The 20,330-nt window shown below is 68.6% G+C and carries 18 protein-coding genes; 12 read left to right on the forward strand and 6 right to left on the reverse strand.

Features of this window, described 5'->3' with window-relative positions:
• Positions 1-121: 121 nt before the first annotated feature.
• A complete protein-coding gene (locus Q8A52_RS33210; protein ID WP_316758188.1) occupies positions 122-538 on the forward strand; it encodes a MarR family winged helix-turn-helix transcriptional regulator in 417 nt (138 codons plus the stop codon).
• A 253-nt stretch (positions 539-791) separates the two neighbouring features.
• On the opposite strand, the gene Q8A52_RS33215 is transcribed toward Q8A52_RS33210, so the two are convergent.
• Entirely contained in the window at positions 792-935 is a 144-nt protein-coding gene (locus Q8A52_RS33215; protein ID WP_316758190.1) for a hypothetical protein, read from the reverse strand.
• 1,252 nt (positions 936-2,187) lie between these two features.
• Here Q8A52_RS33215 and Q8A52_RS33220 point away from each other — a divergent pair.
• Positions 2,188-3,228, forward strand: a complete 1,041-nt coding sequence (locus tag Q8A52_RS33220) for a vWA domain-containing protein (RefSeq protein WP_316758192.1) — start codon at positions 2,188-2,190, stop codon at positions 3,226-3,228.
• Between the two features lie 230 nt (positions 3,229-3,458).
• On the opposite strand, the gene Q8A52_RS33225 is transcribed toward Q8A52_RS33220, so the two are convergent.
• Entirely contained in the window at positions 3,459-4,382 is a 924-nt protein-coding gene (locus Q8A52_RS33225; protein WP_316758194.1) for an NADP-dependent oxidoreductase, read from the reverse strand.
• Between the two features lie 151 nt (positions 4,383-4,533).
• On the opposite strand from Q8A52_RS33225, the gene Q8A52_RS33230 reads away from it, so the two are divergent.
• Positions 4,534-5,550 (forward strand): GlxA family transcriptional regulator, encoded by a 1,017-nt coding sequence (locus Q8A52_RS33230; RefSeq protein WP_316758299.1) that lies wholly within the window; start codon positions 4,534-4,536, stop codon positions 5,548-5,550.
• Positions 5,551-5,612: 62 nt separating this feature from the next.
• Here the strand turns inward: Q8A52_RS33230 and Q8A52_RS33235 are convergent, their stop codons facing one another.
• Complete coding sequence (locus Q8A52_RS33235) at positions 5,613-6,500, reverse strand: GNAT family N-acetyltransferase (protein ID WP_316758195.1); 888 nt, start codon at positions 6,498-6,500, stop codon at positions 5,613-5,615.
• A 714-nt stretch (positions 6,501-7,214) separates the two neighbouring features.
• Between Q8A52_RS33235 and Q8A52_RS33240 the strand changes: the two genes are divergently transcribed.
• The 6 genes from Q8A52_RS33240 to Q8A52_RS33265 all read left to right on the forward strand — a co-directional run bounded on the left by Q8A52_RS33240 (position 7,215) and on the right by Q8A52_RS33265 (position 14,429).
• A complete protein-coding gene (locus Q8A52_RS33240; RefSeq protein ID WP_316758197.1) occupies positions 7,215-8,486 on the forward strand; it encodes a hypothetical protein in 1,272 nt (423 codons plus the stop codon).
• A gap of 523 nt (positions 8,487-9,009) precedes the next feature.
• Positions 9,010-10,026, forward strand: coding sequence for a GlxA family transcriptional regulator (locus tag Q8A52_RS33245; RefSeq protein WP_316758199.1), 1,017 nt, complete (start codon positions 9,010-9,012; stop codon positions 10,024-10,026).
• Entirely contained in the window at positions 10,023-11,774 is a 1,752-nt protein-coding gene (locus tag Q8A52_RS33250; protein ID WP_316758201.1) for a thiamine pyrophosphate-binding protein, read from the forward strand. Before Q8A52_RS33245 ends, Q8A52_RS33250 begins: the two co-directional genes overlap by 4 nt.
• On the forward strand, positions 11,746-12,399 hold the full coding sequence (locus Q8A52_RS33255; protein WP_316758203.1) for an SRPBCC family protein: 654 nt from the start codon (positions 11,746-11,748) through the stop codon (positions 12,397-12,399). The genes Q8A52_RS33250 and Q8A52_RS33255 overlap by 29 nt, the downstream gene beginning before the upstream one ends.
• The gene (locus Q8A52_RS33260) at positions 12,396-13,415 is read left to right on the forward strand and encodes a 3-oxoacyl-ACP synthase III family protein (protein WP_316758205.1); all 1,020 of its coding nucleotides are present in this window, start codon (positions 12,396-12,398) and stop codon (positions 13,413-13,415) included. Before Q8A52_RS33255 ends, Q8A52_RS33260 begins: the two co-directional genes overlap by 4 nt.
• A 3-nt stretch (positions 13,416-13,418) precedes the next feature.
• Positions 13,419-14,429, forward strand: coding sequence for a histidinol-phosphate transaminase (locus tag Q8A52_RS33265; RefSeq protein ID WP_316758207.1), 1,011 nt, complete (start codon positions 13,419-13,421; stop codon positions 14,427-14,429).
• A gap of 231 nt (positions 14,430-14,660) precedes the next feature.
• On the opposite strand, the gene Q8A52_RS33270 is transcribed toward Q8A52_RS33265, so the two are convergent.
• Positions 14,661-16,217 (reverse strand): M4 family metallopeptidase, encoded by a 1,557-nt coding sequence (locus Q8A52_RS33270; protein ID WP_316758209.1) that lies wholly within the window; start codon positions 16,215-16,217, stop codon positions 14,661-14,663.
• Between the two features lie 495 nt (positions 16,218-16,712).
• Between Q8A52_RS33270 and Q8A52_RS33275 the strand changes: the two genes are divergently transcribed.
• Both Q8A52_RS33275 and Q8A52_RS33280 read left to right on the forward strand, forming a co-directional pair.
• Complete coding sequence (locus tag Q8A52_RS33275) at positions 16,713-17,147, forward strand: VOC family protein (protein ID WP_316758211.1); 435 nt, start codon at positions 16,713-16,715, stop codon at positions 17,145-17,147.
• Between the two features lie 483 nt (positions 17,148-17,630).
• Positions 17,631-18,137, forward strand: coding sequence for a substrate-binding domain-containing protein (locus tag Q8A52_RS33280; RefSeq protein ID WP_408649298.1), 507 nt, complete (start codon positions 17,631-17,633; stop codon positions 18,135-18,137).
• Here the strand turns inward: Q8A52_RS33280 and Q8A52_RS49200 are convergent.
• Positions 18,092-18,505, reverse strand: a complete 414-nt coding sequence (locus tag Q8A52_RS49200; protein WP_408649295.1) for a ribosomal protein L7/L12 — start codon at positions 18,503-18,505, stop codon at positions 18,092-18,094. The two genes, Q8A52_RS33280 and Q8A52_RS49200, sit on opposite strands and share 46 nt — an antisense overlap.
• Before the next feature lie 43 nt (positions 18,506-18,548).
• Here Q8A52_RS49200 and Q8A52_RS33285 point away from each other — a divergent pair, with 43 nt between their 5' ends.
• Positions 18,549-19,733, forward strand: a complete 1,185-nt coding sequence (locus Q8A52_RS33285; RefSeq protein ID WP_316758215.1) for an LmeA family phospholipid-binding protein — start codon at positions 18,549-18,551, stop codon at positions 19,731-19,733.
• Between the two features lie 198 nt (positions 19,734-19,931).
• Here the strand turns inward: Q8A52_RS33285 and Q8A52_RS33290 are convergent, their stop codons facing one another.
• A complete protein-coding gene (locus Q8A52_RS33290) occupies positions 19,932-20,234 on the reverse strand; it encodes a hypothetical protein (RefSeq protein ID WP_316758217.1) in 303 nt (100 codons plus the stop codon).
• Positions 20,235-20,330: the final 96 nt, after the last annotated feature.

Consider the following 20,330-nt stretch of genomic DNA (forward strand, 5'->3'; position numbering starts at 1 on the left):
CCACATCGATGGTCAAGGTTCCAAACCTTTGAAGCAGTCGATGCTTGAGGACATCAAACAATGCGGAGCTGGCGGATGTCAAAGATTGAGAGGGTCAAGCTTTTCGCGGTACCCTCGACGCATGCCGCCCACCCCGTCCAAGGCGCAGCTCATGGAGCTGCTCGCCCACTCGGTCAGCACGCACTACGCCGACTTCACGACCGCCGCCGCCGACATGGGCCTCACCGCCAGCCAGGCAAAGACCCTCTCGGTGCTGCGACGCGGGCCCGCCTCGATGCGCTCACTCGCGCACACCCTCGCCTGCGACGCATCGAACATGACCGGGATCATCGACCGGCTCGAAAAGCGCGACCTGGTCAGCCGCGAGGTCAGCACCACCGACCGCCGCGTGAAGAACGTCGCCCTCACCGAGACGGGCGAGAAGGTGATCGAAACGATCCGCGAGCGGATGGAGCAGACGCAGACGGGCCTGGACAAACTGTCCGACGTCGAGCGCACCGAACTCTTCCGCCTGCTGACGGCCGTCTTCCCGAGCTGACGTGCACAGGCGTTCCTCTGTCGATCAAGGAAGTGACGGCTGACGCGGCGACCAGGGCCCAAGAACCCCGACCTCTCGGCCGGCTGCGGCCCAGTCTCTCGGCGCGGGCCCTCGCGCAACGCGACGACCGAAGGAAGCCCTGAAGAACGTCGCCCTCAACGCGTCACGGCCGTCGGGCGCGCTCGATGACCTACCGCGCCTTGCCGCAGCCCGCCACCGACCGGCCTCCGGTTTCATCGGGCTCCAGGCCCGCTCAGAAGAGGTGCGGTTTGCGGAACATCCGCATCACGGAGCTCTGACCGGTACCGGCTTTCCCCTGCCAGGCTAGGCCGATGGCACGCCGCGTCCAGGCGGGTTGGCCGTCGGCGGTGTCCCGGTACAGCTCGGCGACGACCACGGCCGGATGTTGGGGTGGGCAGGCACTGGAACGTCCAGGCCGTCCCCGTCGCAGGTACTGGGCCGGGTGGTTGCAGAATCCGCCTCAGGATCTCGCGCGACCGCCTCACCCTCATCGACCGCGGCATCCAGCTGACGGTGAATGGGGGCCCGCGGCATCGGGGGGCCGACCGGATCGCGGACAGCGTGGCCTTCGAGGCGCACGCGCCAATGGGCTCGCGCAGTTGGTGCTGTTTGCCGAGACAGCGGCAGGAGCACTCTTCGAGCACGGCCAGGCGACCGGCGATGCCGCCGCGCGTGCCGGGGCAGCTCTGGACGACGCCGAGCGAGGCGCCGGGCCTCCTCCGCCGGCTGCGGTCGATCGCGACCGAGTTCGGCGGACGCCAGGCCGCCCGGCTGCCCAGACTGCTGACGGCGTCGACGGCCTTGGACCGCGCCCCGCGGGTGCTGGGGGTGGACGAGTTCGCCTTCCGCGAAGATCTGCAGCTACGGAACCATGCTCGTCGACGTCGAGGCCGGCCGGGTCGTGGACGTACTGGCCGACCACACCTCCGAGCCCTTCGCGGCCTGGCCGCCCGAGCATCTCGGCGCCGAGGTCCCGGGCCTGCGACCTCGCCCGCGCCTTCGCCCAACTCGTCAGTCACCAGAGCGGATACCTGCTGCTGGAGTGGATCCGGAAGCCCGGGCTGAACGCACCGAAGCCCATCAAGGGCTTCGCCGGCTTCCTCTACCAGCATCTCGGCGCCATCACCGCCGGACTCACCCTTCCATGGGGCTCCGCGGCGATCGAAGGGCACATGAACCGGGTGAAAACACTCAAGCGAGCCATGTACGGCAGAGCCTCGCGTGAACTCGTCCGGAGCCCCATCCTGACAAAGCTTGAGGGGCAGACACGAACCACATGTCACCCGCCCGGCTGCAGGCACGGTACTCAGACGCAACGGCTCGTCCGGGGCCCCAGCCCTGGCTGGGGCCCCGCTTCCCCACTCTGTTCACCACGCCCGAAGCCGTCACCCCGGAGACCACGAGGGGGCGCATCAGGCCGCGAGTGCCGGACGCAACCGTGGGCGCCCCGGACCTGCAGGTGCTCAATGGAACGGCCCGGCAGGTCCACAGTGCCGACGTCCGGGGGTCTCGTGCTACGCCCCGGCTGCTCCTCTGGTCGGGTGGGCTTCTCATCCAGCCCGGGAGTCAAGATCGATTGTCAGTGGTGCGTGAGACGGTAGGAGCATCGAGGAAGAGGGGGAGCTGTCATGTCCGGAAGCCAGAACTACATCAATCACGTTGCTCTCGTGCTGGATGCCAGTTCGTCCATGTCGCATCTGAGCCGCAAGGTCGTAGAGGTCGCCGATCAGCAGATTGCATATCTTGCCCGCCGATCGAGGGAACTGGACCAGGAAACCCGCGTCACGGTGTACGTCTTCGCGGACAAGGTGGAGTGCGTCATTTACGACAAGGACGTGCTGCGCATGCCGTCGCTGAAGCAGCTGTACCGGGTCGGTGGCATGACGGCTCTGCTGGCGGCCGCGCTGAAGTCACAGCGGGAGCTCGCGCAGACGGCTCAACTGTACGGCGACCACAGCTTCCTGACGTTCGTACTCACCGACGGGCAGGAGAACGCAAGTCATCGCTGCCCGGATGCCCCTGCCAGGGATCCGCGTGAACTGGTCGACGCTGTGGCCGAGATGAGCGCGACACAGGAGGACAACTGGACGCTGGCCGTCCTTGTTCCGGACCAGATGGGCAAGCGCGAGGCCATGCAGTGCGGCTTCCCGAAGGACAACATCGCCATCTGGGACGCCACGAGCACACAGGGTCTGGAGGAGGCAGGGCAGGTTATCCGTCAGGCCACCGAAAAATTCATGGTGGGCCGTTCCAAGGGCATCCGGGGGTCGCGGGCGGTCTTTTCCACGGGTGCTGAGGCGGTCAACAAGGACACCATCAAGGCGGCCGGCCTCACCCCGGTGAATCCGTCGCAGTACGAGCTGATCCCGGTGGCTCGTGACGCGGCGATCCGGGACTGGGTCATCGAATGCGGGCACACCTACCGTACCGGTGGTGCGTTCTACCAGCTGAGCAAATCGGAGAAGATCCAGGCACGGAAGCAGATCGCGGTGGTGGAGAAGAAGACCGACCGGGTGTACACGGGGCCCGAGGCCCGAGCCCTACTCGGCTTGCCGAACCTGGAAGTTCGCGTCAAGCCGGACCACAACGACGACTTCACGATCTTCGTGCAGAGCACCAGTGTGAACCGAAAGCTCGTCCCGAACACGCGGCTCCTGCTCATACTCTGACGCCTTGGAAACCCCGTCGGGTGCCGGAGGCCTCGTCGTCCCGGCACCCCACCGACAGCAGGGTCGGGGGATGCGGAGCGCGGCATAGGACGCACGCATTGCTGAGACCGCTGCCGTCTCCGCTCCAATCACCCCAGCGCGGTCCGCGGCACCGACCGGACCCACACCGACACTCCCCTACCGAGCCGTGCCGCGGCCCCGCGCACCCGCGGCCGCCCGGTGTCTGCGGATCAGGCGACCGTCAGGACGATCTTGCCAGTCGTGCGGCCCTGCTCGCCGATCTCGTGTGCCTTCGCGGCCTGTGCCAGCGGCAGCACCGTCTCGACCACCGGCTTCAGCCTGCCCCGCTCCACCAGGGCGGCGATCTCGCGCAGACCGAGATGGTCGGGCTCGACCAGGACCCATACCGCCCGCACCCCGTCCTGCGCGGCGGGTACGTCGTCCGGGCCGGGCAGGGTGACCAGCCGACCGCCGGCCCGGAGCACCTTCAGGGAGCGCTCGGCCGTCTCCCCGCCGAGCCCGTCCAGCACCACGTCGACGTCGGTCACCACGTCCTCGAACCGCACCGCCCGGTAATCGACCACCTCATCCGCGCCCAGCTCCCGCACCAGGTCGTGCTTGCCGACGCTGGCCGTGCCGATGACGTACGCGCCACGGGCCTTGGCGATCTGCACCGCGAGGTGGCCGACTCCGCCGGCCGCCGCGTGCACCAGCACCCGCTCACCGGGACGCACATCCGCTGTGTCCACCAGCGCCTGCCAGGCGGTCAAGGCGGCGAGCGGCAGCGCCGCCGCCTCCACGTGCGTCAGGCCCGCCGGCTTCGGGGCGAGGTGCCGGGACGGCGCCACCACGTACTCGGCGTACCCGCCCGCCTGGCGCGGGAACAACGGCATACCGAATACCTCATCACCGGGACGGAACATCCCCACACCGGGCCCGACGGCCTCGACCGTGCCGGACACGTCCCAGCCCACCGCCGGGACAGCGCCCCATTCGATGAGGGCCCCGCTGGCGCGGGTCTTCCAGTCCACCGGGTTCACTCCGGCCGCGTGGACCCGTACCAGGACCTCGTTCAGTCCCGGTTCGGGGCGCTCGGTCTCACGCTCGACAAGGTTTCCGGGTCCGCCCCACTGCTCCACGACCACCGCACGCACTTTGTACGCCTCATTTCCGTTTCGATCGGCTCGTCGACGGGAGGTTCCCGCGCGACTCAGTCCACGATCCGGCACCGCGGTCAGCCATGGTGTTGGCCGTTTGGCCACTATGTGACAGGATCTGGCCATGAACGGAGTGCGGTGCGTGAGTATGAAGGACGAGCGGGACCAGACGCAGGGGTCTCCCGGGCGGCACCGGATCGCGGTGCTCGCCCTGCCCGGGGTACCGCCCTTCGAGCTCGGCATCCCCTCCCGTGTCTTCGGCAGCGTGGAGGACGCCGACGGGCGCCCGCTCTACGACGTCACCGTCTGCACCGCCGACGGCGCCCCCGTGGTCAGCGACGCCGGCTTCACTGTCCAGCCCGCGGCCGGTCCCGAGGCCCTGGCCGCCGCGGACACCGTGATCGTCCCGCCCACGCACGCCATGCCCGAACTGGGCCGCGGCGGTCCGCTGCCCCCTGAGGTCACCGCAGCCATCGCCGGCATCCGGCCCGGCACCCGGCTGGTGTCCATCTGTACAGGCTCCTACGTGCTCGCCGCGGCCGGGCTGCTCGACGGCCGGCCGGCCACCACCCATTGGAACCTGGCGCCGGAGTTCCGCCGGGCCTACCCCAACGTCAAGGTCGACGAAGAAGTTCTCTTCGTCGACGACGGCGACGTGCTGACCTCCGCGGGTGTGGCCGCAGGCGTCGACTTGTGCCTGCACATGATCCGCCGCGACCACGGCGCGGCCGCCGCCAACCGGGCCGCCCGCATGTGCGTCGTACCGCCGTGGCGGGACGGCGGGCAGGCCCAGTACATCGACCGTCCGGTCCCCGAACCCACGGTCGCCAGCACCACGGCCACCCGCGCCTGGGCCCTGGAGCACCTCGGCGAGCCTCTGTCCCTCGCCCAGCTCGCCGAGCACGCCCGGATGAGCCTGCGCTCCTTCACCCGACGTTTCCGCGACGAGGTCGGCATGACCCCGGTGCAGTGGCTCACCGCGCAACGCCTGGAACTGGCCAAGCAGCTGCTTGAGACCACCGACTTGTCGATCGACCTCGTCGCGCACCGGGCGGGCTTCGGCTCCGCGAACTCCCTGCGCGCGCACATGAGAACGGCCTTCGGGGTCTCTCCCGCCGCCTACCGTCGCACCTTCAGCCCCAACGAGCCTGTCGGAAACCACTGACCGGCTCGCGCAGCGCCCCTTCCGAAGCCCGAGAACGGACCAGTGACCTCGCCGTCATGTTCCTAACCGGCTTCTGGTGCGTCGTAGGAGAATCTGTACCCGGTGAAGTCGGTGACGTGGACGTATCCGATGCGCTGGTAGAGGGCGTTGCTGGTGGGGTTGGCCGGGTCCGCGAACAGTACGACGTCCGTCGCGCCGGAGGTCAGCGCGGCTCTGCTCACCTCGACCGTCACGGCGCCCGCGTAGCCGCGACCCCGGAGGGGCGCCGGGGTGGAGACGGGGTCGACCCGGACCATGCCGCCGACCATCGACGTCGCGCCCGCCATGGAGACGGGCGTGCCGTCCGGCGTCTCCCAGAAGGTGAAGTCCTTGTCCGCGAAACGCGTGTCGGCCCAGGAGCCGGCGTCGATGGCGTCCATGGAGACCTTCTCTCCGACGTCGACGCAGAACTCACGGCACCAGCGCACGACTTGCTCATGGTCCTTCTCGCCCGCGACGCGGCTGCGGCCCGCTGGGCGCGGTTGCGGTGGGGTGAGCGTGCCGAGACGGTAAAGACGAGTCCGCCAGAAGGGTACCGGCGTTGCGCCCGTGTGCCGCTGCCATGTCTCGGCGAAAGCGGTGGCGGTGTCGTGGTCCGCGATGACGTCGGAGGGGAAGCGCCCGAGGCTGGCCAGGTGAGCGGCGAGGGTGCCGGCCTGCTCGGCCGAGAGGGGGGTGAGGCCAAGGCGGCCGCGCGGAGTGCGATAAAAGATGGCGTGGACCTCCCCTCCTGACTCCAGTCGGCCGAAGACGGTGGCTTCGGCACTGTGTGCGTCCGCCCCGCGTGTGCGCATTTTCTCGATGTCCGTCAGCGGCGTGTTGTGCAGGGCCGGGCGCGAGCGCAGGAAGTCTCCGGCTCGGGCGAGGAAGTCGTCTACGTCTTCGGTGAGTTGCCAGTCATCCGGGCGCATGCTTCATGGTCCCTGACATGCTCGACTCGGAGGAGCACTGGCCCAGAGATGCACCGTCGCCACGACTGGTCAACGCCTTCAGTCATGTGTCGCAGATCAGCGAGGGACTCTCACACGGCCTTGACGTGCCGCCGCTCCGGCTCAGCCCCGGACGGTGACTCCGAAGCGGGTGCGCAGGCGCCACATCTCCCACGCCGAGACCGCGGTGACCGACAGCGGCCCGCCTAGTCGCCTCTCCCACCGCTCATTTCCGGCCAGTTGCCGTGTCGCCCGGCGACCTCGCGGCAGTGTAGTCGCTTCTGGGGCTTCGGCTGCGGCCCCTTTCGGGACCGCCCGGCGGCGAGATGGGAGGCGCCGGGGACGTCTGGGCCGGTGGCGTGCAGGAGTGGACGCGTGGCTGCCCGTCAAGGGCTGGTGGACCGACGCGGTCAAGGAGTAGCACGCCGGCGCGCCGGTGCCGTACCGCTGGACGTACGATTCCGTGCCCGGCGCCGGGGAATGGACGGGCAACTCCCGCTGCTCCTGGGGCATGTGCGGGTTCGCGTCCCTCCGCGACCTGCTGCTCTTCGTGGGCCGGCGGCCACGGCCCGCCGACCTGCGCGGCCGGAATTTCGCCTACTCGTCATCTCCAGGTTGCCATTGATGCCATGTCGCGCTCCCTGAGGTTCCAGTTCACTGGAGCGCCCCCCTCAACCGGATCTGAAAGAGGGACGCATGTTGAGACGCACGCTGAAGTGCGGGCTTGTCGCGCTCGTCACCGTCGGCCTTGCCTCTTCCGTGGGGTCGGTCGCCACGGCATCGGCGACCGGCAGCCCACTGACGCTCGCCGTGTTCGGCGACTCGCCGTACGGCAAGTCGGCGTACGCGCCCGCGGGCCAGAGCGGCGACACCTCCCAGTTCCAGATGACCCCGGCATTCATCGGCACCATCAACAGTGATCCGACGATCAGCGACGTCATCCACGTGGGCGACATCCACTCGGGCAAGGAGTTCTGCACCGCCGACTACGACTCCTCGATCGCGTCCGCGTGGCACACCTTCGCCAAGCCGCTCGTCTACACACCGGGCGACAACGAGTGGGCCGACTGCCACAAGGCGTCGAGTCTCACCTCGCCCGGTCAGGGCGGCGGCTTCTACGACTCGGCCTCCGGCGCGATCAACTACATCGGTACGAGCGGCCTGTCGACCAACACGGCGGACTGCGTCAGCTACCACTGCGGCAATCCGCTCGACAACCTCGCCGAAGTCCGGCAGGACTTCTTCGCCCAGCCCGGCCACACCCTCGGCAGCGGGACACTGAACGTGGTGTCCCAGGCGACGGCCTACGACCCGAGCCACCCCGGCGACGCGCAGTACGTCGAGAACGTGATGTGGGCGCAGCACGACATCGTCTTCGTGACCATCAACGTGCCGGGGGGCTCTAACAACGACGCCGACCCTTGGTACAAGGTGCGGACCGCGACTCAGGCGCAGACCGACGAACGGACCAGCCGGACCGCGGCCGACGTACGCTGGCTCGATGCCGCCTTCGCCGCCGCGCGGACCCAGCACGCCAAGGCGGTGGTGATCACGGCACAGGCCGACATGTGGGACCTCGACGGCAAGACCAAGGACCACCTGACGAACTACGAGCCGATCATCAGCGAGGTGGCGGCGAAGACGACCGAGTTCGGCCGCCCGGTGCTGATGCTCAACGGTGACTCGCACCTGTACCGCTCGGACAACCCGCTGTCGCCGACGGCGACGTGCACCGGCGAGACGGACCCGGCCACCGGCGCCGGCGTCTGCGCCCACGACCCGGGTAACAACGCGTGGAACGAGCACCCGTACTACAACGTCTCGAACTTCCACCGGATCGTCGTGCACGGCAGCTCCACCCCGCTTGAATGGCTGAAGCTGACAGCAGACCCCAACTCCAACTACGCCGTCACCGACACGACCTACGGCCCGTTCAGCTGGCAACGGATGCCGCAGCCACAGCTGTAGACCCTCTGAGCGCATACGACCGGCCACGGTGTCCCATGGGGACCCGTGGCCGGTCGCGTCCCCCGGGAGCAACGTCACTGCGCCCCCGTAAACGACCTCGAAGTCGCTCCGGCGCGTCGCCTTGCTCGGCGCAGAGAAGCTGCCGCAAGACTCACGAGTACGGCCGCGGTGACGCGCCTCTGTGTCAGTGGTGCGCCTCACCATTGGTGGAGCAGTGAGGTCCGAACGTGCGCCGGGTCAGCCCCCGCGGCCAGCCGGCGTAGTGCCAGGCATGGGGCCGATACGAAACGCACGCTGCAGAGCCGCTGGTCGCTCACGCTCCAAAGCGCAACGCACAGTCCAGCCCCACGAGTGCAGCGCGCAGCCGCACCGACGTCCTGTGAACTGTCTCACCCAGCGCTGCGGGTTCGGCGCACGAACTGCCTTGCCAGCGCCGTTCCTACCCGCTCCACACCGCTTGTTGGCCGGATACGTCAGTAATCTGTCATTGCAGCCAGTGCGACATTCGATACAGGCTGTGACTGTGTTGGAGCGACGAGTTGTTGTGGTGGTGTACGCGGGCGCGATGGCCCTGGACATCACCGGACCGATTGAAGTGTTCGATACCGCGAACCGGCTCCTGGGCCCCTCGGGCACCCCCTACCGGACCGACTTCGTCTCCGCCGACGCACCACTGGTGCGCATGAGTTCGGGGGTGGTGGTCGAGGCCTCGCCGCTGGAAGCGGGGCAGGGCCCGATCGACACGCTCCTCGTGCCGGGCGGCTGGAGTCTCGGCAACGCGCTCCGGGACCAGCCCCTCGTGTCCTGGATCGGCCGGGCAGCGGCCCGCTCGCGCAGAGTCGCCTCGGTATGCGGCGGTTCCTTTCTGCTGGCCGAGGCGGGCCTCCTCGACGGCAGACGCGCCACCACCCACTGGGCGTACAGCGAGGCGATGGCGGGCCGCTATCCGGAGGTGACGGTGGACGCCGAGCCGATCTTCGTCTGGGACGGTCCCTTCGTGACCTCTGCGGGCGTGTCGACGGGCATCGACATGGCGCTGGCTCTGGTGGAGGCGGATCACGGATCGGCGCTCGCGCTGGAGACGGCACGGTTTCTGGTGCTGTTCCTCAAGCGGCACGGAGGACAGTCCCAGTTCAGCGCCGTCCTCGACGCCCAGTTGGCCGACCATCCGCCGATCCGGGCAGCACAGGAGTGGATACTGGACAACCTGGACAACCCGCTGCCCGTGGCCGAGATCGCGCGGCAGGCCAACATGAGTCAGCGCAACTTCGCCCGGGTCTTCCGGCGCGAGGTGGGCACGACACCCGGCCAGTACGTCGAGCGGACGCGTATCGCCCGCGCACGCGAACTGCTGGAGACCACGGACCTGACGATCAGCCAGATTGCCGGGCGTTGCGGATTCGCCGCCACGGAGACGTTCTTCCGCTCCTTCGGACGAACCCTGGGACTCACCCCCAAGGAATACCGGCACCGCTTTCAGGTCATCTCGCCATCCGGCCTCATCGACCGTCACCACGAGCGGGAAGGGAGCCCCGCATGACCACCGCGACCTCGGAATTACGCGAGGCGGAAACGGTACGCCTGGTCGACTACCTGGCCGGGGAACTCGCCAGGGCCGGCGTCACCCACCTGTTCGGCGTCGGCGGCGCGAACATCGAAGACCTCTATGACGCGGTGCACCGCGGCGGCGCCGTCCGCGGCGTCGTCGCCAAACACGAGTTCTCCGCCGTCACCATGGCCGACGGATACGCACGTGTCACCAGGCGCCTCGGCGTTGTTGCCGCCACCTCGGGCGGCGGGGCGATGAATCTCGTACCTGGTCTGGCGGAGGCGTACGCCTCCCGGGTGCCCGTGCTGGCCCTGGTGGGTCAGCCGCCCACCGGCCAGGAAGGGCATGGGGCGTTCCAGGACTCCAGCGGCAAGGCGGGCTCCTTCGATGCACGGGAGGTCTTCGCACCCGTCTCCCGGTTCTGCGCCCGGGTCGATGACGCGGACTCGCTCACGGAGTTGCTGCCCCTGGCAGTTGCGGCGGCACAGGCCGATCCACGCGGGCCGGCCGTGCTGTTGCTGCCCAAGGACGTGCAGCAGGCGCGGATCCAAGTGCCCGCCCGCGACGTGGCTCCGGCACCGGGCGGCCCCGCGACGGCATCCGCGGCGCGGCTCGACACAGTTGCCGTCAGCGCCGTGTCGGACGCCCTTCGCGGGGCCGGTCGCGTCCTCGTCATCGCCGGTGAGGGTGTTGCCGTCGACGACGCCCGTGAGGAACTGGCGGAACTGGCCCAGTGCCTCGGGGCATGGGTGGCGGTCACCCCGGACGCCAAGGACGTCTTCGACAACCATGATCCCCGATTCGCCGGCGTAGCCGGGGTGATGGGCCACGCCAACGTCGAAGACTGTCTGCGGCGGGCCGACCTGTGCCTGCTGGCCGGTACCCGACTGCCGCTCCTGGCCCGCGGTGGCCTCGACCGGGCCCTGGCCGCCACCGACGTCGTCTGCCTCGGCCCCGAACCGCCGTTCGTGGCAGGCCTCTCACTGGGTGGGAATCTCCGCGACGCGCTGCGCGCGGTGACCGTCCGGCTGCCCTCGCGCCCACAGCCTTGCCCGCCGCACACCGGCCCCCTTCCCACCCCCATGCCGGGTCCGCACTTTCGGGCCCGGGAGCGAACCGTCCCCCATGCCCAGGCGGTCGCCGCGGTGGAGGCGGCACTCCCCCAGGACGCACACGTCTTCGTGGACGCGGGCAACACGGGCGCCAGCGCGGTCCATCTCCTCCCGGCGCCGCGCCATGGCCGCTTCGTCGTAGCGGTCGGCATGGGCGGCATGGGCTACACCTTCGGTGCCGGCATCGGCGCCGCGCTCGCCACCGGCCGACGCACCTACGTCCTCGCCGGCGACGGGGCCTTCTTCATGCACGGGATGGAAGTGCACACCGCCGTGGAGTACGGCGCACCCGTGACGTTCGTGATCTTCAACAACAACGCCCACGCCATGTGCGCGCTGCGCGAGGAGTTCCTCCAGGGCGGTGTCCGCAGCGACGACCTGTTCGCCCGCACCGACCTCGCCGCCGGTGTGGCCGCCGCCTTCCCGTCGCTGGAGGCCACGGGAGCCGTCGACGCGGCACAACTGCGCACGGCACTGCTGCGCAGCAATGCCGGCGACGGCCCGGCGTTCGTCGCGGTGGCCTGCGACCCACGGGAGATCCCCCCGTTCCTTCCCTTCCAGTCCTTCACCGAAGTAACCAAGAGCAAGGAGGGTTCAGATGAGCGAGGAGTCGTCCACGTTGGCTGACATCCCCGGTCTGATCCGGATCGAGAACGCCGACAAGCAGGAACTGACCGCCCACTGCATGGAGCTCACCCACGCGGTCTACCCCCACCACCAGGTCTACGGGCAGTACTGCACCATCCACGAGTACGTCGACTGCCCCCCGGAGCAGGCCTACGACTACCTGCGCCAGGGGCACCATCTGGAGGAGTGGACCTGCAGCCTGCGGGACTTCGCGCCCAGCGGCACCCCGGGGCTGTGGGTCGGTCACGACCGGCTGGAGGACGACACCAGGATCTACTGCGAGGTGGTCGCCAACCCCGAGGCCATGACCGTGGACTACCACTGCTCGTGGGACCAGGGCGAGAAGCTGTGGATGATCTACCTGATGCGCGTCGTCCCGGCCCGCCTGGTGCTCGACAAGCCGGGTTCGGTGATCACCTGGACCAACTGCCGGCACCCCTACTACGACACCAATCCGCATCCCGAGAAGGCGCCGCGCCCGGACCGGCCCTGGGTGGGTGAGTACTGGGACCTCTTCTACGCGGGGCACACCTTGGAGATGAACAATCTCAAGGCGATCCTGGAACACCGCCACCGGAGCGGCCTGCCCGTCAGCGTGGCTCCGGCCAGGGCGGTGGCGCGGTGACGACGGTCAGCCTCACCGACGTGGCAAGCTATCTTCCCGGCGAGCCGGTCCCCGCGGAGTTCTACACCGAGTACCCCGGAGCCGAGGACAAGCTCCGCAACCACCCCATGTTCAAGGTCCCGCCGTCACGGCACCATGTGGCCGCGGACGAGACGAACGCGGACATGGTCGAGCGCGCCGTACAACCCCTGATCGAACGGCACGGCGGGGCGGAGATCCGAGCCGTCGACGTGCTGTTGGTGCACAGCCAGTTGCCGGACCTGCCGTTCGTGGGCGCCGGAACCGAGGTGGCGCGTCGGCTGGGACTGAACCCGGAGTGGCTCGTCGACGTGGCCAACGCGGGCTGCGCGTCGTTCGTGTACATGTTGAAGATGGCCCGGCAGATCCTCACCTCCACCGACGCGAAGACCGCGCTGATATGCAACGCGCAAAGCGCCGCGGGGCAATGCTTCACCCAGTCCGAGGTGCGCAGGCTCGCCCAGGCGGCGATCCCGGGCGACGGGTGCGGTGTGGCGTTCGTGACGACGTCGGCACAGTCGCCGGTCCTCGACGTGGAGACCCGGCACATCGGCGAGTACGCCGGGGACATGACCGTGGCGCTCGACGACGGTCGCAAGTACTGGGAGCCGGGAGAGTCCCAGCTGCGGATCGGGTTCACCGACGCAAGCGTCGCCAAGGTCCTGGCACGCGGGAACCGCCTCGTTCCCGAGGTGGTCATGGATCTGTGCCGACGGCTGGGCGTGGCCAGCACCGATATCGACGTCCTCATCACCAACCAGCCGAACCGTACCTTCCTGCGGAACTGGCGAGAGGCGTTGCAACTGCCGGTCGAACGCCACCTGAACACCTTCGATGAGTACGGGAATCTGTTCGGCGCGGCGATCCCGATCACCTTGGACCGCGCGCTCGGCTCCCGGCAGGTGGAGGACGGCGACCTGGTGGTGCTCGGGGGTTTCGCCCACGCGGGCGACTTCGCGGGTGCCGTCGCCGTTCGCTGGCACGGCGGACGGGACTGAGCCATGGAACATCCCGTACTGCACCGACTTGCCCTGAACGAGAGCCCGTATCCCCCACTGCCCTCGGTACGCGAGGCAATGCAACGGGCCGTCGCACAGGCCCACCGCTACCCGCAGTTCCACCCCCACGACCTCACCGAGCAGATCGCCGCCTGGTGCCAGGTGACCTCCGACCGCGTCGCGGTCGGTAGCGGATCGGTCGGCGTGGCCCTGCAGTTGCTCCGGGCGGTGGTCCGGCCCGGCGACGCGGTGGCCTTCGCCTGGCGCACATTCGACGCCTACCCCCTCCTGGCCGCCATGGTCGGCGCTCAACCTGTCCCCGTCCCTCTCTCGCCGGACGGACACCAGGATCTGGACGCCCTGCTCGCGGCGCTCGACCACCGCACCCGCGTCGTGGTGCTGTGCAATCCGCACAACCCCACCGGAAGCCTCGTCACCGCCGACGCACTGTCGGCATTCCTGGGTCAGGTCCCCCGGCACATCACCGTGCTCCTCGACGAGGCGTACGTGGAGTTCGCCCGCGACACCAACCTGCCGGATACGTCCGCGCTCCTGGACGCACACCCCAACCTGCTGGTCCTGCGCACCTTCTCCAAGGCATATGGCCTCGCCGCTCTGCGGGTCGGCTACGGACTCGGCGCCCCCGACCTGGTGGAGCAGATCCGTCGGCAACAGCTGCCCTTCGGGATAAACGCGGTGGCAACAGCGGCGGTGAAGGCCTCACTACGGGCCGAAAGCGAGCTGCGCCTCCGCGTGGACACCGTCGTCGCCGAACGCGAGCGACTCCGGCGTGAACTCGTGTCCCTCGGCTGGCGTGTGCTCCCCGGCCATGCCAATTCCGTCTGGCTCGCCGCGCCCGATCCGATCGACGAGGGCGCCGCAGCACTCACCGACGCCGGTGTCCAGGCGCGCCACTACCCTGGCGAGGGGCTCCGGCTCACCGTCGGCAATCGGCATGCCAATGACACTGTGCTGACGGCGCTGGCGGGACTGCGCGCAGCCAGCGGCAGTTGAGAACGGTCGGACCAGGCGCGCGTGCCGCGCTCGGAGACGCCCGACGCGTTCCACGCAGGCTCCCGTCGGCCCCAGCCCCGACCGGCGCCGCTCGATCGAAGCCGTGGTCGTCGGCGAGGTCGCGACCAACGCCTCCTTGATGCGCTTCCTCGCAGCCAACAAAAGTCAGGGGTTCCGGATCACCGGGAGTGATCCGGAACCCCTGAGCAAAGGCCAGCGCCTACGGTTCGGCTAGGCCACGTTGACCGCGCTCCAGGCGGCCGCCACGGCCTTCGCCTCCGCGCCGTCCGCGCCGTACAGGTCGCCGACCGCCTTCAGGGTCGCCTCACGGGCGGCCTTGTAGTCGGTCGTCGAGGTCATGTAGGCGGTGAGTGCCTTGTACCAGATCTTGTACGCCTTGTCCCGGCCGATCCCGGTGACCGTCGAGCCGTTCGACGTCGGGGAGTCGTACTCGACACCGTTGATCGTCTTCTTGCCGCTGCCCTCGGACAGCAGGTAGAAGAAGTGGTTCGCGATGCCGGAGGAGTAGTGAACGTCGAGATCCCCGGCGCCCTGCTTCCAGGCGTCCAGCGAGTTGCCGTCCTTGCTGGGCTTGTCCATGTAGCGCAGCGGCGTGCCGTTGCCGTTGATGTCGAGCTTCTCGCCGATGAGGTAGTCGCCGACGTCTTCCTTGTTGTTGGCGAAGAACTCGACCGAGGTACCGAAGATGTCGCTGGTCGCCTCGTTGAGCCCGCCCGACTCACCGCTGTACTCCAGCTTGGCGGTGCGCGAGGTCAGACCGTGGCTCATCTCGTGGCCGGCCACATCGAGTGAGGTCAGGGGCTTCTTGTTCCCCTCACCGTCGCCGTACGTCATGCAGAAGCAGCCGTCGTCCCAGAACGCGTTGACGTACGCGTTGCCGTAGTGAACCCGGGAGTACGCGCCCTTGCCGTCGCCGCCGATGCCGTCGCGGCCGAGCTCCTTCTTGTAGAAGTCCCAGGTCATCGCGGCACCGTAGGCGGCGTCCACGGCAGCGGTCTGCGGTTCGTCGCTCTTGCCGTTGCCCCACTTGTCGTCGTCGTCCTTGACGATGTCGCCGGTACCGCTCTCGCCCTGGTGCAGGTCGTAGGTCTTGTGGCCGCCGCGGTCGGCGTCGGTGAGCTCGAAGCCCGAACCCGTCTTGGTGCTGGAGAGCGGGACCTCGCCGCTGTACTGGCTGGTGCCGGTGCCGGTCTCGATGGCCTGGTACTGGTAGAGCTTCTTGCCTGTGGTGGCGTCGGTGACGACGTGCAGCCGGCTGGGGGTGCCGTCCTTCTGGACACCCGTCTTGACGGTCTCGAAGGCGAGCACGGGATTGCCCTTGCCTCCGGCCCAGATCACCTTTCGGGCGCCGGCCGCCGCCTTGAGGGCGGCGGTGGTGGTCGCCACTGATATGCGGGCGTTGCTGGCCTTGGTGACGCCTTTGAGCTTGCCGTCCTTGGCGGTGTGGGTGACGAGGTCGCCGCCGAGTACGGGCAGCCCGGCGTAGGTGCGGTCGTACCGGGTGTGCACCGTGCCGTCGGCGTCCTTGACGACGTCACGCACGATCAGCTTTTCCTTGGCACCCAGTCCGAGAGTCCGGGCGGCCGACGCTGCTTCGGTCTGGGCGGCCTTCACGGCCGCAACGTGGTCGAACGTCCCGCGGCCCTGGGTGGTGGCCTCGGCTCGTTCGGGGGTGGCCTGCGCCGCACCGGTCTGTGCCGCGATCACGGCTGCGGCAGCCAGGGCCACAAGGGCGGCGGTAGGCCGGGTGTTTGCATGGAGGGTCATGCGGTCTCCATCGATCGTTCCTGTGGGGGGATGCGAAGAGCGTGACACCTGACAGGAGAAGTTGACAGGACACGGACACACACCTCACAACTCCTCGACGTTTCCTGTCCGCTTATGGCGATGGAGTGTTCGATAGTCGGCGGGGTTTGACTGAGCATCAGCCGAGCCCAGGCGGGTTCAGGTCTGCGGAGCATGAACTCCGCCGGGTCTTTTCAGCTCCACACATACACCCTTGGGTATGCGCGAGTCCGTCCTCACTGGGGAAGCCTCTTCTCCGTAGGCGCGGACCCGGATCGGCAGCTGCCGTCGGGAACCGCGGGGAGGGCCGTGGCCGCGGCCTGGTCCGGGACGGCGGGCAACCCCTTGGAGCCATCGACATCGGTTCACCGCTGCGACCGCACGACACGGCAGCGGCTCGCAAGGGGCTATGCTCTCGTCAACATGCGGATATCCACTGGGAATTGAGCGGCGGAGCGCCCCTGCTACGGTGGACCGGTGTCATCGATCAAGCAGTTCCAAGTCACCTTCGACTGCGCAGAACCTGAGCGCGTCGCTCGCTTTTGGTGCGAGGTGTTGGGGTACGTAGTACCGCCGCCACCGGAGGGATTCGCCACGTGGGACGATTTCGACCGCTCCCGGTCTCCTGAGGATCAGGGTTCATGGTTCGCATGCAGTGATCCCTCAGGTGTGGGCCCGCGACTGTTCTTTCAGCGCGTTCCCGAAGGCAAGGTCGTCAAGAATCGGGTGCATCTGTGCGTGCGGGTCGGGACCGGACTCGTGGGTGAAGAGCGCCTGGCCACGCTTGAGGCCGAATGCGCACGACTGGTCGCGCTCGGCGCGGCACGCGTGCGCCTACTGCTTGCCGATGACGACAATGAGTCGTGCATGGTGATGCAGGACATCGAAGGCAACGAGTTCTGTCTCGACTGAGCATCCTCCGAGACGGCGAGGTGGGGAACCGTCTCTCCTGGGCCTCTCTAGAGGTAAATGGCTGTGAGATCCGAGCAGCGCGCCGGAACTGGGGGCCGTGCCTTGGTGGGACTCGGAGGAACGCGTGCGGATCCGACTGCTTCACGCAGCCGACGGTGTTCTCGGGGGTCGGCCGATGCAGAGCCTCCTCGCAGAGCAGGACGAGGAGCCGACCTCCTGCGGCGGCTCCACGAGGCCCTCGGACGCTCGTGATGTCGACTGGCCCAGAGCCGTGCTGAGAACTGTTCGCCACCGTCCCGGCCCGCGTGATCAACAAGCAGGACGGGGACTTCGGGCATCCCCGCAGGCATCCCGACCGTCGAGGTCGGACATCGCAGATGCCTGGGACGGCGCGCAGACCATGGCGCCGGTCAGGCGTGCAGACCGAAGCCAGGAGCACCGCTGCCTCGACGCGTACCGCTCCAGGAGCAAAGATGCCGTCGGATTCGGGACGTCACCGACGCGGCCACCATGGCTGCGCAGCCCGACCGATTCCGGGTCGACGTCCTGAATGTGCAGCACAGGGCCGAGCCGCACACCGCAGGCGTCCTGAACGACTTCGCCGCCATTCGGGCCATGGGCGCCGCCCGTGACCTGGGTCTGGCGCTCGGCCGGGACCTCGCGCCCGCCGGCTTCAACGACACGCCGCTGGCCTCGCAACTCCCCGTACCGCTCACCAGAGTCCACTCGCCCACGGCCGAACTGAGACGCCGGGCGGTGAACCTGCTGGTACACCGTATCGCCGGCGAGGACATTCGGTCCGAAGTCCTGATGCCGCGCCTCATGGCGCGCGAGTGCACAGGTGGCGCCGTGGGCCGCCTCTGTCGTGACCGCCAAACGCGAGCCTCACCGTGGCATGGCGCCCGCGGCGAAGTGCATGTGAGATCCGAAGTGTCCCTGACCGGTCAGGATCCGGGACGGCTCGCCGGGCAGCCTGTCGGCGACAGGTAAGGGGACGAGCAGGGCTCCGGATCCACCGGGCAGTCAGTTGCAGGCATCACGCGTTGGCACCATCCGCAGACCAATTCGGCTCTCGCGCCGACTACGTTCAGGCTCCTCACGGCTTCAACTGCTGCCTCGAACCAGGTCCCCTCAACAACCATGGTCGGGGCGGACTTGAGCAACTGCCCGCTTCGCCACGCGCTCAGCCCGGTCAGGACGCGCACCGCACCGATGACTTCCAGCCCCTGGTTCCCGGCCTCGGCCAGCATGACACCGAACTCCGGCTCCTCCACCGTGCTCCTTGACTCGTTTTCAGATGGGACTTGCGGACCAGGTGCCACTATGTGATCAAATGAACCGATGCGTACCCCCCACATCAAGACGCATCATCCTGACCGGTCGGACGGGCCTCCTCCCGAAATGGTTCCGCGCGGCCGCAATCCGTACGACGAACTGGCTTCGCCGGCGGGCCGCCCATGGGACGAATCGCTCCCCCAGGGCAGCACAGCGGCCCATCGGGACGAGGACGCCGACGAACCCTGGGCACCGCCCAATCACAGGCGCGGCAGCCGGCGTCGCAACCGCGCCACCGGACTGCCCACCGTGGCACGAGTCCTGGCCTGGGTGCTCACCCTCGCCTGCCTCGTCACGCTGGCCGACCGCTGGGCGGTGCTCTACGCCGAGCACAAGGCCTCCGAACGGCTGAAGGACGAGCTGCGCCTCGCTGCCGCCCCCGAGGTACGGATCGACGGCTTCCCCTTCCTCACACAACTGGCCTCCCGGCACCTGGACTCGGTCCGGGTCACCCTTCCCGACATCCCGGCCGACCGGGTCACCCTCACCCAGGTCACCGCAGCGGCGGACGACATACGCATCAACGGCGACGGTCCCACCACGATCCGCGGCGCACTCGTGCGACAGATGCATGGCCGAGTACTGCTGTCGTTCGCCGACATGAACCGTGAACTCGGCGCCTCCCAGGTGGCTTTCACGGCTCACGGCCCCGGCCGCGTCCGAGCGGCCGGGGCCCTGCACATCGCGGGCCGCGAGCTGCGCGTCCGGGCCGAGGCGCACGTCCGGCGTGACGGGGACCGCGGCATCGCCACTTCCGTGGACGGCATACGGCTGGACATCGACGGCCTTGCCACGTACCAGCCCGGAACCGGGCCCGCCGATGGCCTCCACCTGACCCGTGCCTCAGCTCGCCGTCTCGCCCGGGAGGCCGAGAAGATCCGAGCCCTGTTGGCAGTTCCGGAGATCGTGCACCGCCTGGGCGTCCCCGACGATGCGGTACGTGCCGCGCTGCACGACGAGGACGAGCTCCATCGACTCACCAGCGCGCCGCGCTTCCTGCGGAAACTTACCGGCGTCAACCTCGTGGACGCGGCACTCGCCCACCCAAGGCTGCTCGAACGGCTCGGTCTCGACCTGTCCCTGTTCACCGCACTGACCAAGCTCACCCGCCCTCAGATCGCCGGCCGCTTCTCCTTCGCCTTCCAACTGCCGAAGCCGCCCGCGGGCGCCCTGCATCTGCAGAGCGTGACAGTGGCCAAGGACGGCATCCGCGCCGACGTGTCGGGAACGGGACTGCTCCTGAGCCGCTGACCGCGCCTCAGCGCAAGCGGCACCTCCTCCCACCGGCGGCACCCCGTCGTCGACGAGCACCTCGCCACGCCGGTACGACTTGGCGAGAGCAACCGTCTCAGCGAGGTATTTCGGGAGCCCGGCGTGCGTTCTCGCCGTGAACTCTCGGCTCGGCTCGTGAGCAGGCCGAAGGTGTGCTCCGTCGCGACGGTGTCCGGCTCAGTCCCAGAGGGAGATCGCCAGGACCAGGGCGACGACCGGGAGCAGCAGCCACGGCTCGGCCAGGACCAAGAGTCCGGTGAAGATCAGGGCGAAGTAGGCCAGTGCCTTGGCGGCGCGGCGCCGGGCCTTGTTCTTCTTCGTGCCCTTGTTCTTCTTCGTGCGCTGGTTCTTCTTCGAGTCCTTGTGGTGGTGAGGCGCCCCTGTGGCAGGGGCCGCCTCCGCAGGGTGCGTGTCGGTGTCGGTGTCGGTGTCGGTGTCGGTGTCGATTGCAGTTTCGGGCTTCATGTCGATGTTCGTCATGGCACTCAGCTTCGTTGCGAGAGCACCGCTCTCGCATCGGCGAAGCCCGCCTATCTAGGTGAAGACCGCCGACGCATATGTAGTGCCGCCGCGGTG

The sequence above is a fragment of the Streptomyces herbicida genome (genome assembly GCF_032656585.1).
GTDB lineage: Bacteria > Actinomycetota > Actinomycetes > Streptomycetales > Streptomycetaceae > Streptomyces > Streptomyces herbicida.

Coding starts and splice junctions, on each gene's coding strand:
- Q8A52_RS33210 (WP_316758188.1), top strand. CDS start 122: ATGCCGCCCACCCCGTCCAAGGCGCAGCTCATGGAGCTGCTCGCCCAC.
- Q8A52_RS33220 (WP_316758192.1), top strand. CDS start 2,188: ATGTCCGGAAGCCAGAACTACATCAATCACGTTGCTCTCGTGCTGGAT.
- Q8A52_RS33230 (WP_316758299.1), top strand. CDS start 4,534: ATGAAGGACGAGCGGGACCAGACGCAGGGGTCTCCCGGGCGGCACCGG.
- Q8A52_RS33235 (WP_316758195.1), bottom strand. CDS start 6,500: ATGCGCCCGGATGACTGGCAACTCACCGAAGACGTAGACGACTTCCTC.
- Q8A52_RS33240 (WP_316758197.1), top strand. CDS start 7,215: ATGTTGAGACGCACGCTGAAGTGCGGGCTTGTCGCGCTCGTCACCGTC.
- Q8A52_RS33250 (WP_316758201.1), top strand. CDS start 10,023: ATGACCACCGCGACCTCGGAATTACGCGAGGCGGAAACGGTACGCCTG.
- Q8A52_RS33255 (WP_316758203.1), top strand. CDS start 11,746: ATGAGCGAGGAGTCGTCCACGTTGGCTGACATCCCCGGTCTGATCCGG.
- Q8A52_RS33265 (WP_316758207.1), top strand. CDS start 13,419: ATGGAACATCCCGTACTGCACCGACTTGCCCTGAACGAGAGCCCGTAT.
- Q8A52_RS33270 (WP_316758209.1), bottom strand. CDS start 16,217: ATGACCCTCCATGCAAACACCCGGCCTACCGCCGCCCTTGTGGCCCTG.
- Q8A52_RS49200 (WP_408649295.1), bottom strand. CDS start 18,505: ATGTGGGGGGTACGCATCGGTTCATTTGATCACATAGTGGCACCTGGT.
- Q8A52_RS33285 (WP_316758215.1), top strand. CDS start 18,549: ATGGTTCCGCGCGGCCGCAATCCGTACGACGAACTGGCTTCGCCGGCG.
- Q8A52_RS33290 (WP_316758217.1), bottom strand. CDS start 20,234: ATGACGAACATCGACATGAAGCCCGAAACTGCAATCGACACCGACACC.